At 58.9% G+C, this 15,789-nt stretch carries 12 protein-coding genes and 1 pseudogene; 6 read left to right on the top strand and 7 right to left on the bottom strand.

The genetic code is table 11. From position 1 onward, the window contains the following. Window positions 1–6 precede the first annotated feature (6 nt). Window positions 7–815, bottom strand: a pseudogene (locus ACWPN8_RS31190) (IS5 family transposase). Window positions 816–1,059: 244 nt separating this feature from the next. Between ACWPN8_RS31190 and ACWPN8_RS31185 the strand changes: the two are divergent. From ACWPN8_RS31185 to ACWPN8_RS31175, 3 genes are all read left to right on the top strand, one after another. Continuing rightward, window positions 1,060–1,842, top strand: coding sequence for a polysaccharide deacetylase family protein (locus tag ACWPN8_RS31185; protein WP_492243611.1), 783 nt, complete (start codon window positions 1,060–1,062; stop codon window positions 1,840–1,842). Window positions 1,843–1,951: 109 nt separating this feature from the next. Next, window positions 1,952–2,709 (top strand): IS5 family transposase gene (locus tag ACWPN8_RS31180; RefSeq protein ID WP_492243610.1). Its coding sequence is split into 2 segments (ribosomal slippage): window positions 1,952–2,285 and window positions 2,285–2,709, totalling 759 coding nucleotides; the frame shifts between segments, so codons are not numbered across the junction. Between the two features lie 377 nt (window positions 2,710–3,086). Then, window positions 3,087–4,322: a tetratricopeptide repeat protein gene (locus ACWPN8_RS31175; RefSeq protein ID WP_492243609.1), complete on the top strand. Its 1,236-nt coding sequence runs from the start codon at window positions 3,087–3,089 to the stop codon at window positions 4,320–4,322. A 12-nt stretch (window positions 4,323–4,334) separates the two neighbouring features. Here ACWPN8_RS31175 and ACWPN8_RS31170 read toward each other — a convergent pair whose 3' ends face one another. The 6 genes from ACWPN8_RS31170 to ACWPN8_RS31145 are packed head-to-tail and all read right to left on the bottom strand — an operon-like array spanning window position 4,335 to window position 12,840. Continuing rightward, window positions 4,335–6,050 carry a hypothetical protein gene (locus ACWPN8_RS31170; RefSeq protein ID WP_492243608.1) on the bottom strand — a complete coding sequence of 572 codons (1,716 nt, stop codon included), beginning with the start codon at window positions 6,048–6,050 and terminating at the stop codon, window positions 4,335–4,337. After that, window positions 6,047–6,826: a phosphocholine cytidylyltransferase family protein gene (locus ACWPN8_RS31165; protein WP_492243607.1), complete on the bottom strand. Its 780-nt coding sequence runs from the start codon at window positions 6,824–6,826 to the stop codon at window positions 6,047–6,049. Before ACWPN8_RS31165 ends, ACWPN8_RS31170 begins: the two co-directional genes overlap by 4 nt. Next, window positions 6,826–7,428 (bottom strand): gamma-glutamyl-gamma-aminobutyrate hydrolase family protein, encoded by a 603-nt coding sequence (locus ACWPN8_RS31160; RefSeq protein ID WP_492243606.1) that lies wholly within the window; start codon window positions 7,426–7,428, stop codon window positions 6,826–6,828. The genes ACWPN8_RS31165 and ACWPN8_RS31160 overlap by 1 nt, the downstream gene beginning before the upstream one ends. Continuing rightward, window positions 7,425–9,779 carry a PEP-utilizing enzyme gene (locus ACWPN8_RS31155; protein ID WP_492243605.1) on the bottom strand — a complete coding sequence of 785 codons (2,355 nt, stop codon included), beginning with the start codon at window positions 9,777–9,779 and terminating at the stop codon, window positions 7,425–7,427. Before ACWPN8_RS31155 ends, ACWPN8_RS31160 begins: the two co-directional genes overlap by 4 nt. An 8-nt stretch (window positions 9,780–9,787) precedes the next feature. Next, window positions 9,788–11,086: an adenylyl-sulfate kinase gene (locus tag ACWPN8_RS31150; protein ID WP_492243604.1), complete on the bottom strand. Its 1,299-nt coding sequence runs from the start codon at window positions 11,084–11,086 to the stop codon at window positions 9,788–9,790. After that, a complete protein-coding gene (locus ACWPN8_RS31145) occupies window positions 11,074–12,840 on the bottom strand; it encodes a glycosyltransferase (RefSeq protein WP_492243603.1) in 1,767 nt (588 codons plus the stop codon). Before ACWPN8_RS31145 ends, ACWPN8_RS31150 begins: the two co-directional genes overlap by 13 nt. Window positions 12,841–13,097: 257 nt before the next feature. Here ACWPN8_RS31145 and ACWPN8_RS31140 point away from each other — a divergent pair, with 257 nt between their 5' ends. The 3 genes from ACWPN8_RS31140 to ACWPN8_RS31130 are packed head-to-tail and all read left to right on the top strand — an operon-like array spanning window position 13,098 to window position 15,761. Further along, window positions 13,098–14,042, top strand: a complete 945-nt coding sequence (locus tag ACWPN8_RS31140; RefSeq protein WP_492243602.1) for a Gfo/Idh/MocA family protein — start codon at window positions 13,098–13,100, stop codon at window positions 14,040–14,042. A gap of 13 nt (window positions 14,043–14,055) precedes the next feature. Beyond that, complete coding sequence (locus tag ACWPN8_RS31135) at window positions 14,056–14,640, top strand: acyltransferase (RefSeq protein ID WP_492243601.1); 585 nt, start codon at window positions 14,056–14,058, stop codon at window positions 14,638–14,640. Beyond that, entirely contained in the window at window positions 14,637–15,761 is a 1,125-nt protein-coding gene (locus ACWPN8_RS31130) for a DegT/DnrJ/EryC1/StrS family aminotransferase (RefSeq protein WP_492243600.1), read from the top strand. The genes ACWPN8_RS31135 and ACWPN8_RS31130 overlap by 4 nt, the downstream gene beginning before the upstream one ends. Window positions 15,762–15,789 lie beyond the last annotated feature (28 nt).

Here is a 15,789-nt window from a genome sequence, read left to right as displayed (position 1 = left end):
CCGTTCTCAAACTCTGAGCCATATGCGGATGGCGGCGATGTGGACCATGGCGAGGTAGTTGGCGGCGAGCTTCTCATAGCGGGTTGCGATGCGACGGAACTGCTTGAGACGATTGATCAGGCGCTCGATAGCGTTACGGGACCGGTAAGCGGTCCAATCCACCAGGGCGCAGGGCTTCTGACTGGAGGGTTGCGGAATGACCGGGCCGATCCCGCGCCGGCGCAGATAGGTGCGAATGGCTTGGCTGGAGTAGGCGCGGTCGGCGACGACGCGTTCGGGTCTTTGCCGTGGCCGTCCACCCGCGGTTCGGCGGATCGCCACCGCTTCCATCAGCGCCGTCAGTGCGCCCTGGTCGGCCGATTGCCCTGGGCTCAGTACGAAGGCAAGCGGCAGGCCGTGACGGTCGGCACGCAGGTGAATCTTTGTCGAGAAGCCACCACGCGAGCGGCCAAGCGCCTGGGTCAGTTGCCCCCTTTTGCGCCGGCGGCGTGCTGATGGGCACGCACGACTGTGCTTTCGACCTGATGCAGGCTCCAATCCAGCTTACCCGCCTCATCGGCCTCGGCTTGGACCAGTTCCAGCACACGTTCCCATACCCCGGCCTTGCGCCAGCGGTAGAAGCGGTTCGCCGCCGTCTGCCAAGGGCCGAACTCGCCCGGAAGATCGCGCCAGGGAGAACCGGTGCGGTTCACCCATAGGATTGCCCGCACCGTCCGCTCCAGGTCCCGCGCTGGACGGCCCGTCTTCGGGCGGTCCGGCGGCAGCAGTGCCAGAAGATGCTGAAGCTGCTCATTGCTCAATTCTGATCGTGCCATACCCCTTCAACAGCGCAGGGATAAACCGTCACGCACTTTGAGAACAGGACCTAGTCGCAACTACAGGGCTATCGGAATTGTCCGACCCTTTGCCGCGACCCTCAACAAACGGCAGGAATTAACCTCGCACCGACCCTTCTTTCTTCATAAGCTGAGCATAGGCAGATTGGATATCAAGCATCACGGGTATCTGTGCTGGGAATCTCGTCTGGGAGATAGATTGAAATGACTGGAGCAATGGACCATGCCTGAATTTTACGATCCGGAAATGGCCGCCAAGTTTTGCTTCTCTCTGGATGGCTATCAGGCTCTCCTAACTTGGTTCCTGGAGCAAGGATACCAAGCTGTTGACTATGGTAAGGCTGACCCAACAGCCCAGCATCTTATCTTGCGGCATGATATCGATATGTCGCCGAGCCTCGCTCTCTCAATGGCCGAGGTCGAGACCGATCTGGGGGTTGCTGCGACCTATTTCACGCTGGTCCGCAGTGCGCTCTATAACCCGCTGGAGCCGCGCCATCTGGACAGCCTGCAGCGGATCGCCAGCTTGGGACATCGTATCGGGCTACATTTCGATGCCGCCCTCTATGGAGATAGGCCCCATGACCTGGAGACAATGGCCGCTTGGGAAAAGACCCTGCTGGCCACCGCCCTTGGCCGTCCGGTAGAAAGCGTGAGTTTCCATCGGCCAACCTCCGGATTTCTTGGCAGTCAGCAACGGATCGCTGGGATGGTCAATAGCTATGCTCCCGCCTATTTCAAGGAAATGGGATATTGCGCTGACAGTACAGGCGCTTGGCGATTTGGTCCTCCCTGGCAGCATCCGGCGGTTCAGGCCGGACGCGCCCTGCATCTGGTGACCCATCCGATCTGGTGGCAGCCGGGCATAGCTACCGTACCGCAAGACGCCCTGGACCAGTATGTCAACAACAGCATTGAGAATTTCACGGCTGAACTGTCTCGCAACTGCAAATCTTATCGACCACGAACAGATCCTTTCAATACAGTGTCTGTCAAGGCGGTATAAATTTGGAGATCGTATGCTGCGATTTTCAATTGTTTTATGGTCCGGACCCATAAAGAGCCTTTCCGCCAGGGAGCCGTTGTGATTCAACGCTCTGGAAAGGGGCTATGCGATGAGCAACGGTCAGTTCTGGTTGACGGTGGAGCAGTTTGGGCGGCTTGAGCCGCACCTTCCGCGCGACACCCGCGGCAAGCCGCGCGTGGATGATCGCCGTGTGATCAGCGGAATCGTCCATGTGCTGAAGTCGGGCGGGCGTTGGGCAGATGCTCCACCGGTCTACGGCCCCCGCAAGACGCTCTACAACCGCTTCGTCCGTTGGGCGGCCAAGGGCGTGTGGGAGGACATCTTCCATGCGTTGGCAGCGGCAGGTGGCCCACCGGCCCAGGTGATGATCAACTCCACGGCGGTCCGCGCCCATCGTTCGGCGAGCGGCGGGAAAGGGGGGAGCGCGCCCAGGCCATCGGACGGTCCAGAGGTGGGAGAACCACCAAAATCCACGCCCTGAGCGATCCGCGCGGTCGGCCGCTCGCTTTCCTATTGACCGGCGGTCAGGTTGCCGACTGCACCGCCGCCGACCGTCTGCTCGACTGGATGCCCGCCACAGATCTCCTGCACGGCGACAAGGGTTACGACAGTGCCGCCGTTCGCCGGAAGATCGAAGAGGCGGGAGCCGCGCCTAACATTCCACCACGCGCCAACAAGCGCTGGAAAAACTGCTTCTCTCCCTACCTCTACCGGAACCGTAACGTCATCGAGCGCATGTTCGGGCGCCTCAAGGATTTCAGGCGCATCGCCACCCGTTACGACCGGTCCGCCATCAACTGCATGGCCGCCGTCCACATCGTTGCAACCGTCGCATACTGGTTATGAGTCCGGACCCTAATCTTGCTTGAGGTGATTTGGTGGACTTGGGCATGACCGCCACCTCGGCCAATGGTAAAAATCCTGTCGCCGCTACACCAAATGCTGAGACATGATCGACGTCGCCAACTCTGGCCAAAGGGGAACTCAGAGACCGCTGGGCGCTTCCGAAGTTCCAGGGAATGCCGGGGCACATCCTTCACCTCGATATGATTATCGCGGCTTGACCCGAGGCTATGGTCATGCGACAGAAAAACGCCTCGAGGGAATAAACCACCCCGGCCGCTTTGCTTCGGAACCCTGGCGGGCTTCAATTCGGAACGGTGGCCGCCTCCAAATTGGAATACCCGGCCCGCTTCATCGGAATCTGCACGAAAGGCAGCCCTATGCCCGTCATGTCCCAGCCTGAAACCAAGATGCCGGATGCCGGTCAGGTGGATGCCTGGCGTCAGGCCGTGCGTCAAACCACCTTTGCCAATTACCATTTCGAGATGGGATTGGCCTTGGCACGCACGGGGGAAACAGAGCGGGCAATGGAGCAACTTGAGAAGGCCCTGACACATTGGCCAGCGCACCATGCCTGCCGGCAACGCTTGATCCGGATTCTGGGGGAGACCTCCCCACGCGGACGGGATTTGAGTGCTGCTGGACAGCGAATTGATCCGGACTTTGCTCGGATCGGCCAAATCACCCTGGCCCTCTCGCTCTTGCAGCAAGACCGTCGCGACGAAGCTCTGTCAGAAGCTGATCTTGCCCTGGCGATCGCACCGACCGACATCCATGCCCTGCTGGTGCATATTCCTGCCGCAGCAAGGTGCGGCAAGGTAGCCGCGGCGGAAACATCCCTCAAGGCTCTCGATGACCTGGAGCTCTCGCATATTCCCATGGAAATACAGGAGTATCTTGAGATATGCGGCAATGAATTGATCAACAATGGCAAGCTTGCAGAAGCCAGGATCGTCTTGTTATCCCTACGGAAATTTGAGTCCGGGAAAGCAGATATCCTCAAGATGTTGCCCTTCCTGGGGCAGGCAACCGGCCATCTCCAGGAGGCCATCAATTTTTTTCTAGACGGGCTCAAGAAATCCCCAGACGACGCCAACCTTCTGACGGATATTGGCCAAACCTATTTGGCAGGCGGCGATATCTCCACGGCACTGAGCTATTGTGAGCAGGCGGTAACTCTGACCAGCGATGATCCTGTTCGGCGCGCCCTCAATTCCCTGGCGCTGGTGCAGTTGGCGGCTGGGCATCTGCAGGCGGCTAGCCAGACCGTGGAGCGGACTGGCATTACCAAGCAGGACGCCTCTGGTTGGACGGCAGAGCAGTTCTTCTCGGCATCGATTCTGGGCCTGATCCGGTTGCAGGATGGAAATCTGGCGCTCGCCGAAACCGCCCTGCGTACCGCCCATGCCTTGGCTCCATCGGATGATTGGGCGGCCAGTTGCCTGGGAGCCTTCCTGCGCCGCATGGGGCGCCCGCAGGAGGCCGCCCCCTTCTTTCGTGAAATCGCCCGCCGCAGGCCCGAATGGGCCGCTTTCCTGGCTCAACTGCGGCCAAGCATCCTGCCAGAACTGCGTGCCGGATTTGCCGCGGAAGGGATTTGTCTGGATTTGGGCTAAGTTTACCGCCATTTACCCCGGCGCGATGCCCTGCGCTTCCGGCGGACCGCCAAGCGCCAGCAGGGGAACGGGCCGGTGGTGCGCGCGCAGGGCCCAGACCAGCCGGGATAGATTGTGGCGTTCGCCCCTAATCAATCGTCCTGCGAGAGACCAAGGCTCGCCTTCGACCTGAACTGCCATCACCTGTGCTTGAAAGTGTCCGCCAGACAAGCACAGGCCCAACCGTACCAACAAGGCAAGCAGCCCAATCAACGGTCGCCGGATTGCCCGTAGGAGGCTGTTTTTTCGTCCATACCAAGCGGCATAAGCATCGGCGAATAGTATCTGCAGAGCCAACCTGTCAAGCCATCCGCAAAATTTTGGCATCGCCTGGACCTGGGGGATCGGCCGCGTGCCGGTAACTTGCCGGGCTCCGGTTTTGAACCACACGATCTTACCGTCGGATGTGGTCTCCAGCAGAAGGGGATCCCAGCGGATGTCGATCCATTCGGCGATGGCTCGCATGACCTGTTCGGTTCGATTATGCATATCCTCGAATCGAATGGCGCGGATGTTCCGATCTGCGGCAGCCGGAGAATTATGGCCGGTAAGCCGAAGGTAGTCCAGGAATAGTCTGGGTGCAGTCACTGTGGTGGGCGGACAGGGGAGGCTGTCGAGCGTGGCGGACAACCAGGAATCATAGGTGCGCAACGGCTCTCGCACTGTCATAAGTACTTGAATTGGTCCCAGGATATTTTCATAGAATTCCCAATGATAGTTTTGAACATTATGAGCCTGCCAGATTATAACTGGATCTGGTTCGACTCTCATCTGTCCAGCGGCGGCATAAGCGGTGTGGATCGCGGCGAACATGGTCCGTGGCGTCAGTGCCCCCCGTTCCGCCAAACCGGCCAGAGCCTGCCGGAACTGCGTCCGGAACTGCGCCCGCGGCACGCCTGCCGGCCATTCGCCGAAAGGACCTAACCGGATGTAATCGGCCGCCCGCGCTTCTTGGGTGTCGCTGAACAGGTTGGGGAACCAGTTACAGAACTCTGTCACAAATGGGTCGAGCAGGCAGCCCTCGCCAAACTCCCCCTCCTCTGCCCTGACCAGAAACAGGGCGATGAAATGTGTCATCCAGTGCGAACTGTGGGGCGGCAATGCCAAGGTCTGCGGATGACCATCCAGTAAGTTCGACAACAGATAAGAACCGCTGCGTCCCCATAAGCCGACCGCGACGATCCGATTTACCCGCTCGGGCCTGTGCAATGGGCTTGCCTTTTCCATCGGCATGGGAACGAGCAGGTCAATGGCATCAGACGCGCCCCCATCTAGTCGGAAGCGGTCCAGAATTTGCCGGATCCGGTCCAAAGGCGGCACGTCATGCCAGTCGAGCAAACGACCAGCGGGGGTACTCAGCCGATAGACAATGGAAGCGCGACCGTCCCAAAGGGCCGGAAACCCCTGGCGACGCAGGTCGGCGGCAATCTGTGGTGCATGACTACTGGCAATGACGATCGGACGATCATGCCGCTTTGGCACTTGCTGCGGCCGAAAAATGGGAAGCTGGCGCAACTGTCCCGTAGCGCTACGATCAACAAATCCCTCAATGACGATATCTGGACGCTGCCACAGGGAATCATGCACTAGGCGGGCACCCCGCCCGGTACCGAAAATGAAAAGCCGGCTTCCCCAGGGCAACAGGGTGGGGTCAAAATCCGGGATCTCCACGGACGCACTGCTACTCATGACTCCTCGTGTCGAGACTGGGAAAATCCTCTGAAGGGCAAGGGGTGGGGCGTGTCCATTCGGGCCTGATAAAGTGCCAGATCGTCGGCACTGTCCACTTCGCCCCAGGAACTTCCGATAGGCAGGGCCGTCACCGGCAGGCCCCGTTGTATCAGCATGCGCACCAAGGAGGTCATGTCAAGCCGGGCGGCCGCATCGGATAGCAGAGCATGCCGGCATTCCTCGGCCAAGGTCCAGGCTTCGGGAGTGAACCTCAGCAATCCCATATATTGACCATTTACCTCGACCAGACTGGTTGGCTTGCGCCCGATATCACGGAGGGTCCGATCGGCATTCAACTGGAATGTCTCCGCATCCGCCAGCGGATCCCCAAAACGGTCTGTCCAGAGGGCTTGCCAAGCGGGGTCATATGTCATGGCAAGGGGGCAAGCGGGAGCCTCAATAAGGAGGCGTGGAGCTTCCGGCGTGTAGAAAATGTCGGTGTAGCTGATAATGCAGGGCGCCTGCCGGAGCACATCGCGGGCCAGTGCCAGGGATGCCACCATATTGGTTTGTGCCCAGCCAGGGTTGTCGATCAGATACAGTCCCCGCCCCTCCAGGCATTCCCCCTTCCATCCCCGGACTGCCCAGATTTCTTCAATTCCAGCAGCATGCAGGGCTGAAATCTGATAATCCAGCAGGGAATGGCCGCCCAGTTCGACTAGGCATTTGGGCCTGCCCTCTGTCAGGTTTCCCATGCGGCTGCCACGGCCCGCCGCCAGCAAGATCGCGCGCATCAGCCGTCCTTTCCGAAAAAGCTGACCAGCATAGAGATATCTTCCAAGTGAAAGGGACTTTCCCGCTCAGGGTGCCACATGATGCCGGCGCAGGGCAGGGTCGGATGCTGAACCGCCTCCACCACGCCATCTGCCGATCGGGCCGTCGCCTCCAGGAAGAGGCCTGGGTCCAGTGCTGCCCTTTTGTGGAAGGAATTCACCGGTTGGGTATGGCCATCTGTCCAATAGATCGTATGGCTGCGGGCCACATGGCCAGCTATCGGTACCAGGGGGGCTCCAAAATGGTCAAGGATCACCTGCATGCCACGACAAATGCCGAATACCGGCAGTCCGCTGGCCAGGGCCTTGTCCAGAAGCCTGTATTCCGTTGCATCCCTTTCCGGCGCGTCGCCCCCATAGGCGACCAGATCATTGCCCCCAGACAGCAACAGACCAGCCGCTTTGTCAACCAGAGCCAGAGCGGCTTCAGGCTGATTGGGCAGAATCAATGGAGTGAAATTGCATCTGGCCAGAAACGGCCACCAGCGCTGATCCAGCCCGTCGCGGCGCTCTCCATGGCCAGGATGGATATCCACACGCTGGGTTATGGCAATGCTCTTCATCGGATCACTTGAACGAGACGGTTGGCGGCATCAATCTCGAGGACGGAGGCAGCGGACCAGCGGCGAAACAGGACTTCGCCAGCCCCGATTACCGCCGGAATACCCAGTTCGCCAGCCCGGATCGCCATATGCGAATTGACACCACCATAGGCGGTGATGAAACCACGAATCCCTCGATGGAAAATCCAATCGAATCCCGGATCCGCGCTGGGAATCATGACGATGCTGCCGGGCATGCGTTCCGGTTGGTCCACGCTGGTCAGATGGCCCGTGACACGGCTGCGGGTGATGAAATTGGGTTGGTCTGTTTTCAACTCGAATGCCCAGGCATCCTTTGGCCCAGTGATCAGGGGTGGAAGACGCAGCTCCTGAGTGCGGCCATACATCTCACGCCCCTGTCGGATGGAGCGGGCCATAGCCTCGGAAACATCCAGATTGCCAGTATGGATATCATACAAACAATGTATGTCCAGATACGAGAGATCATCCAGACTGAAGCCAAATCGCTGACCCAACCGTCCCAATACCGCCAGGGCATCAGAAAGGCTTTGTGTAAAGACGAATTTCGCATACTCACGCCCGCGGATGCCAGTCTCCAAAAAGTCGAACAGGGCGACCACATCACCTTTCAATCCGTGATCTTGAAGCAATTTTCCGATCTGGCGCAGTTGTGCCAGTGAGAGTTGGAAAGGCGGAGCAGATGGCTGGTGAGTAACTCCTTCCCCCATTGGGAAAGAAGAGGGGAAATAAAGATCCGGAGCCTCATCATAGCGGGGGGATAGAATATCATAGGTTCCGGGTCGCAAATGACCGTAGCGCGCCAGGAACCGTTCCCGATCCAAAGATTGCAGATCCCGACCCAAACGGGCCGATATCGTGTCCAGACCGGCAATAAACTCCTGTTGCGCCTCTGGTGATAAGACTCCGATGGTGACCAACGAAGCCAGCATCTGCACGGCGATAAACCCCCCACGCGCCAGACCGGCAAATGGCAATGTGCCGTATCTTTTGCAATCCTCCAACAACCAGTAGATCCGAGCCACATCGTCCAGATCGGAAGACATGATGGTTTGCCGTCGTTGAACTAGCGTCTCGATACGGTTCAGATCCTGTCGGCACAGGCCCTGCTCCCGGTCGATGACATGGTTGGTTAGACGGCGCAGACTGTCGGTCAGCGACTCCACATCCTCCTGGGTAAATCCCTGGGCTTTCAGAGTCTCCATCCTATCCGCGATGTTGAAAGTATAGCAGGAATGGACAATTTCGAACTCAACCTTGTCATGCAGGTGAGGGGCTGAAATCAAAGAGTCGATATAGAAATTGACCAGTTTCTCCGCCAAAGGCTGCTCAATATCTGCGGGAACGAATGAATTAAAGCTTACCCTGACATCAATATAGGGAAGTCCACAGAAACTAACCAGAAGCGGAAAGCTCCGAAGATTCCTGTATCCATAGTTGTGTCTTTGATAAGCCCATATCGAGTCTGTGATGATCTCACGGTAAAGCGACAGGGCAAGCGGTCGGGGCCGTGTCCCTATGATTTCCGCCGGATTCCAGTCTGGCATTATTCCGAATACAGTACGACGGCCATGCAGATAAGGGTGTGGCCTGGTTGCATGGTCGATGCTTGCAGCAATGCCGGCGACGGATCGCTTCTGGCTGTCCGGGTCCAACTCTTTTCCTGTCCGCAGCACCAGAGGGCGGGCCTGCAGCAGGAACAGGCGCTCGCCCTCCTTCCCCTTTGTCAGCGCAAATTCGATATCAACAGGCCCGCCGCCCGTCAGACGGGCCACTTCCCCGACAAGAGTCCGGACCTGCTCCAGCGGTCCACGGACCGGAGCGGCCCCAACGGAAATCACCTGCGTTTTCAGCCCCTGACCTTGTCCACCAGTAACAGAAGAGGCATCATCCCCCTCATCATAGTTGATGATGGTGTAAGGAGCGCCTGTATCCGGATCATGACTGAATGCAACACCACTCAACCAAACCGCCATCAAGAGTGGCTGAATTAACACTTCTGATCCAGTGGGGATCGGCTGTCCATAGGAAGAGATTACGTCTGATACCGCCGATGGCAGGTCCGTAATCTTCACGTTCTTGATGGATTTATAGTGCCCGGCATTCGATCCACACGCCCCATCCTCGTTTCCCGCACTGCTGCGAACGATCAGAGACTTCTGGGCCCAAGGCAATACCGCCAGCCGGTCGATGACAACTGCGGCATTGGCCTGCCAGTCCTCCACCGGGAAACGAAAAATGGGCAGAATTTCCGCCCCGGTGAGGCAGGAGGCCAACGCCTCCAGCGTTGCTGCTTTCCCAGTCATGAAAATCGGTTTTTCGGAACCGGCCATGCTTTGCGTTACCGACGTTCCGCCGCCCACAAGCGGGTGACATAGGGGACCTGTATTTCGTCCAGCTTCAACTCATCAAGAAGGGAATCTATGGCGGCCAGGATCTTCGGAAACTGTTCCCCCGCCTGACGCTGCAAGGTGGCATGACTCCGCCAGGCGTCACGCCAATCTGCAAGCGGCACACGCTGAATTAAGCAGGCCTCAAGGCGATGCACGGGGCCGAACAGGCCGCTGGCATCGATGATGCCGGTCTGATCCTCACGACGCAGTCCGTAATCATAGCCTGGGATAGTTTCTGCGATCATTGTCTCGATCCGGGCCTGTAATGGATCGGACAGATCGCGATGGTTCCACATGCAGGCAAACCAGCCTCCGGCATGCAATAATCGCGCCGCTTCGACGAGAGAGGCATGACGGTCGGTGACATTGAAGGAAGAACCGAAGGTTACCAAGTCGAAACTATCCGACGGTTGACCGCTCACCTCTCCGGTCCCGACATGCCAGCGGACATTGGATAGACATGAGGTGCGATCAATTCCGATCGCTCGCATCGCATCGTTCGGCTCCACCGCAGCAACAGATAGTCCCCGGGCAGCCAAAGCAAGGGTCAGGTGTCCCGTACCGGCACCAATGTCGCAGGCAGCCGTACCCGCTTTCAGCCCAGCAAGGGAAATCAGGTCGTCAATCGCACGATCAGCGTAAGGGGGGCGCTTTGAATACTCAGGTGCCAAAGTCGTGTAATCCCATGCAACAGACATGCTCAAGTCTCTTTCACGAAAAAGGGGATGGTTTGGTTTGATTTTGCTAAGTGACCGCAAAAGCTCTATCATAGCCCTGTGAATATCGGTATCGCCATGATTGTATATCACAATGTCAGGGCTGTCCGGAAGCTCCGGGGCCAGATGCATCCCCATCACCGGACTTTCCGACTGATATACTCCGCGTTGATCTCGCGACTTCAGGACGTCCAACGGGACAGATAGAAAAATCTCCACATAGTCAGGGAAATTCGCCCGGTTCCACCGGTGTATTTCATGAAACATGGAGATGGTAGAGCAGACCACATCCATCCCTTGGCGAGAAATTTCCCGGCACAGGCCTGCATATCGTCTGGCAAGCGCTCGCCTGTCTTCCCAGGAATAGTCTCCCCGTTGCCCCAGCAGGTCACGCAAGGCGTCTCCATCCAGATGCACCACCGAACGTCCGCGTTCTCGCAGCCAGTCGGCAAACTTTCCTGCTAGGGTTGTTTTTCCGGCTCCCGACAGTCCTGTAATCCAATAAACAGTACCGGAGATCAGCGGATGCATGCGGATACCGTATTCTGCTGGTGAAGCGGCAGTAAAGATCTCAGTTCCTCAATGAGTCTCTCCAGACTGAAAAGGGGTGGTGCGGCCGAATAGGCAACACGGTATCGTTGCAAAGCATCGTGATTGGACAGGGCTCTCTGCACCGCCCGCCCCAGATCAGCACCCCCGCCGCCATCCCATATCAACCCGATTCCTTGCGCGCGGACGATATCCGAGCATTCCCGCATTTCCGCATGCACCAGGATGGGCAATCCAGCCTCATGATAGTCGGAAAACTTGCTGGGCATTCCCATTGAAAAATACGCAGGTCGCGCGACAACCGCTGGCTGGTACGGGATCACGCCGACATGGGCATGTCTCAGATAGGCGGCCATCCGCTCGAAATTCATGGCTCCAAGAAATTTCACCCGATCAGGGTTTCCTCTTGTGTTCAATGCCTCCCGCATCCGAGCTAGATAGGAGCCGTCCCCTATAACAATTATAAATTGACCGTCTGTCAGGTGGGCACTGGCCTCCATGAGATCTTCCAGACTTCGTTCAGCCGTCAGGTTGCCAACGAAAAGTGCAACCTGCGCATTCGCCTGCAACCCGCACTCTTGCCAGAACCTGCCCAAGTCGCTTTCATCAGGGGGAGGAGAATGAGTAAGTTTTCTTTGCAGGCTAGCGGCCGTATAGAGACATGCGAAATATGTCCCGGTTTCCGCCCCCATGGCTGTCGCCAGATGGGTTCCGCAGGTCAGCCGATGATCACATTCGGGATAAAGAAGCCGCTCCAACTGCGCCATGGCCTCCTGCCGTTGTCTGTTGTGCGAATTCCACACCCGTTCCTGTTCAGCCCACCATTCATGGGCATCATAAATCAGTGGACATCCGTAACGTCGGGATACATGCACCCCCGCCGCCAGCATTGGCAAATCCGCCACCAGCACGAGGTCAGGAGGGGACAATTCGTTGCTGGGCATCAAATGCGCCGCCAAGCGGCGAATTGGCCGGGAGGCCGGGAGGTCTTTCCAGATCAGATCATAGGCTTGGTCAACCTCAGAGGAATGCTGGAAAATATCAGGATTGACGATTTGCAAAGGACGGCCGTCGACACTCCCCTGCCCGCTGGCTGGGTCAAAGGACCAACGCTTTCCATTCTGTGAGGACAGGAGGCCTTTCTCACGAAAACTGACGGGGCAATCGAAGCACCAATTGGCAAAAGCTCTGCTAATTAAATCAGGGCGAAGTTCTTTTACGGCATAGAAAACCGCCGCCCCCTGATGCAGGCGGCTTGCCGCAACATTGATCAGGGCGATATTATCAGAAATAGAATCATAAACAAAAACGGAAACAAAGTCCTGCGAAAATCTGCGTAGCTTATTAATAAAAACCAGAACTGTTCCGTCATTTTTGAAAAAACTGCTAAATGACCACCCTGTGTTAATATATCTTTCTAAAGCATTAATTTGGGAGCCGCGCTTTATAGCCTGACGGAGCGGTGACAGGAGACGGGTAACACTAGCGAACGGGCAATCATCAAACGACCGGAACCGAAGCGATATGGTCTCCCACGAGAATGCGGGGGCTCGAATATCCCTCTGCCGTTGCTGGATTCGCGACGGCAAGACAACATCATGGAACAACTGAACATTCCAGCCCAATTCCTGAAACGCGGCAATCGGGGCGAGAATACGGCCGCCGCCATGTCCCTCATGCGTTACCAACCAAACGGTCGGGGGCCGCCTCATCGCTTGGAAACCGTTTGGGTTCATGGAGCAATTTCCGAGAGTGACCTGAAAGCCTAGCCTTGTGCTTGGCCTAAACTGGGTCAGCATCTTGATTCAGCTCCCCCTCGGCAAGAGGAAAGTGATCTGCCCTCGTGGACTGAATATCCGCTTGCATGTAACTCTGGAAACTCGGCTCCGGGCCGCGTAACTATTGTCAGCAGCGCCCTACACAGGATGGGGCAGGTCCTGCCAAGAACGTTCAGATGCCCTTGCGGGGCGGATGGCAAAGAAAGACTTTCAGCATGAAAAATTTTGCCCTTACCGGTATTGCCGGTTACATAGCCCCCCGCCACCTGAAGGCAATCAAGGAGACTGGGAACCGACTGATCGCTGCCTTGGACCCCAATCAAAGTGTCGGTATCATCGACAGTTATTTCCCCGATGCCCATTTCTTCACTGAGTTCGAACGCTTCGACCGGCATCTCGACAAGCTCCGGCGCAGCGACCGGGGGATCGATTATCTCTCCATCTGTTCCCCCAACTACCTGCACGACGCACATATCCGCTTCGCCCTGCGCAGCCACGCTGACGCCATCTGCGAAAAGCCCCTGGTGCTCAATCCTTGGAACATCGACGGTCTAGTCGACCTGGAGGCGGAGTCCGGACGGCGTGTCCACACCATCCTACAGTTGCGCCATCATCCGGCGATCCTGGCCTTGCGCGACCGGGTGGCGGCAGCCCCGCCCGGCCGGGTGTTCGATGTCGACCTGTCCTATCTGACCTCGCGCGGGAACTGGTATTTCGCCAGTTGGAAGGGGCGGGACGACCAGTCCGGAGGCATCGCCACCAACATCGGCGTGCATTTCTTCGACATGCTGGGCTGGATCTTCGGGCCTAGCCGAGCCAATCGAGTGCATATGCTGCGGCCCGACGCGGCGGCGGGCCTGCTCGAGTTCTCCCGTGCCCGGGTGCGCTGGTTCCTGTCCATCAACGCCGATCATTTGCCCGATGCCGCCAGGGCGAGGGGACAGCGCACGTGGCGCTCGATCACCATCGACGGGACGGAACTGGAGTTCAGCGAGGGCTTCACCGATCTGCACACCGTCAGCTACTCCGAGATCCTGGCCGGACGGGGCTATGGGCTGAAGGACGCCCGTCCTTCCATCGAACTGGTCCATGCGATCCGCAATGGCCAACCTCTTGGCTTGGAAGGGGATTACCATCCGCTTGCCCGGCAGCTCGGTTGACGGGGCTCGAACCATGACAGAATCCCTGACTGAAACTGGCTGGACCGCCCATTCCTCGGCCATCGTCGACGACGGTGCGCGGATCGGCGCGGGCACCCGCATCTGGCATTGGACGCACGTGTGCGGCGGTGCTGTGATCGGCGAGGACTGCTCTCTTGGGCAGAACGTGTTCGTCGCCAACCTGGTGCGCATCGGCAACCGGGTGAAGATCCAGAACAACGTCTCGGTCTATGACAGCGTGGTTCTGGAAGACGGCGTGTTCTGCGGACCGTCCTGCGTGTTCACCAACGTCGTCAACCCGCGCGCCGAGATGCCGCGCAAGGATGAATACCGCGATACCCTGATCCGCAGGGGCGCCACGCTGGGGGCCAACTGCACCGTTGTCTGCGGTGTCACCGTGGGCGAATATGCCTTCATCGGGGCCGGTGCGGTGGTCACCCGCGATGTGCCCGACTATGCGCTGATGGTGGGGGTGCCGGCCCGCCGGGACGGCTGGATAAGCAGGGCCGGCGCGCGGCTGGGAGCCGATCTGGTCTGTCCGATCGACGGAACGCGCTATCGCTTTTCCGGTCCCGAGCAGCTGGAGCCGATGCCATGACGGCCATCCCCTTCATCGATCTGGCCGCCCAGCGCCGCCGGCTGGGTGCGCGCCTGGACCGGGCTATGGAGCGGGTCCTGGACCATGGCGGTTACATCCTGGGTCCGGAGGTGCAGGAGCTTGAACGCCGTCTCGCCGGGTTCTGCGGTGCCCGCCACGCCATCGGCTGCGCCAACGGGACCGATGCCCTGGTGCTCGCCCTCATGGCCAAGGGGGTCGGGGCCGGAGATGCCGTCCTGGTGCCATCCTTCACCTTCGCCGCCTCCGCCGAAGCCGTGGTCCTGGCCGGCGCCACCCCGGTCTTCGTCGATGTGGGGGAGGATTTCAATCTTTGCCCCGCCAGCCTGGAGACGGGGCTTGAAACCGCCCGTGCCCAGGGGCTGAGGCCGATGGCGGCGGTGGTGGTCGATCTGTTCGGCCAAGCCGCCGACTATGGGCGGATCGGCGCCGTCTGCGCCGGGCATGGGCTTTGGATTCTCGCCGATGCCGCCCAGTCCTTCGGCGGCATCCATCCCAAGGGAAAGGTCGGGACGCTGGGGACGATCACCACGACCAGCTTCTTCCCGGCCAAGCCGCTCGGCTGTTACGGCGACGGTGGCGCGCTGTTTACGGACGACGACGATCTGGCGCGGACGCTCCGCAGCCTGCGGGCGCATGGTCAGGGCGGCGACAAATACGACAACGCCCGAGTCGGACTGAATTCCCGATTGGACACGCTTCAGGCCGCCATCCTGCTGGAGAAGCTGGAGATTTTCCCCGACGAGATCAAGGCGCGCAACCGCATCGCCGACCGCTATGCCGAAGGACTGGGCGATGCCCTCTGCGTGCCTGCAACAGCGGACGGCATGACCTCGGTCTGGGCGCAATACACGGTACGCGTCGGCGGCGGCCGGCGCGACATGCTGGCGACTCGGCTGAAGGACGCAGGCGTTCCGACGGCGATCTATTATCCCAAGCCTCTGCATCGGCAGACGGCCTACTGCGCTTTTCCGTCCGTCGGCAGCCTGCCGGTCAGCGACCGCCTGTCTGCGGAGGTGCTCAGTCTGCCGATGCACCCCTATCTGGAGCCGGCGGTGCAGGACCGCATCATCCGGACCGTCCGCGACACCTTGGCGGCATGACCGGATCACAGGCTGCTTTTCCCCCGCT

It is taken from the genome of Azospirillum sp. UENF 112521 (genome assembly GCF_058780665.1).
This window is presented reverse-complemented; position numbering and strand designations above follow the sequence as displayed.

Coding starts and splice junctions, on each gene's coding strand:
- ACWPN8_RS31185 (WP_492243611.1), top strand. CDS start 1,060: ATGCCTGAATTTTACGATCCGGAAATGGCCGCCAAGTTTTGCTTCTCT.
- ACWPN8_RS31175 (WP_492243609.1), top strand. CDS start 3,087: ATGCCCGTCATGTCCCAGCCTGAAACCAAGATGCCGGATGCCGGTCAG.
- ACWPN8_RS31170 (WP_492243608.1), bottom strand. CDS start 6,050: ATGAGTAGCAGTGCGTCCGTGGAGATCCCGGATTTTGACCCCACCCTG.
- ACWPN8_RS31165 (WP_492243607.1), bottom strand. CDS start 6,826: ATGCGCGCGATCTTGCTGGCGGCGGGCCGTGGCAGCCGCATGGGAAAC.
- ACWPN8_RS31160 (WP_492243606.1), bottom strand. CDS start 7,428: ATGAAGAGCATTGCCATAACCCAGCGTGTGGATATCCATCCTGGCCAT.
- ACWPN8_RS31155 (WP_492243605.1), bottom strand. CDS start 9,779: ATGGCCGGTTCCGAAAAACCGATTTTCATGACTGGGAAAGCAGCAACG.
- ACWPN8_RS31150 (WP_492243604.1), bottom strand. CDS start 11,086: ATGCATCCGCTGATCTCCGGTACTGTTTATTGGATTACAGGACTGTCG.
- ACWPN8_RS31145 (WP_492243603.1), bottom strand. CDS start 12,840: ATGAACCCAAACGGTTTCCAAGCGATGAGGCGGCCCCCGACCGTTTGG.
- ACWPN8_RS31140 (WP_492243602.1), top strand. CDS start 13,098: ATGAAAAATTTTGCCCTTACCGGTATTGCCGGTTACATAGCCCCCCGC.
- ACWPN8_RS31135 (WP_492243601.1), top strand. CDS start 14,056: ATGACAGAATCCCTGACTGAAACTGGCTGGACCGCCCATTCCTCGGCC.
- ACWPN8_RS31130 (WP_492243600.1), top strand. CDS start 14,637: ATGACGGCCATCCCCTTCATCGATCTGGCCGCCCAGCGCCGCCGGCTG.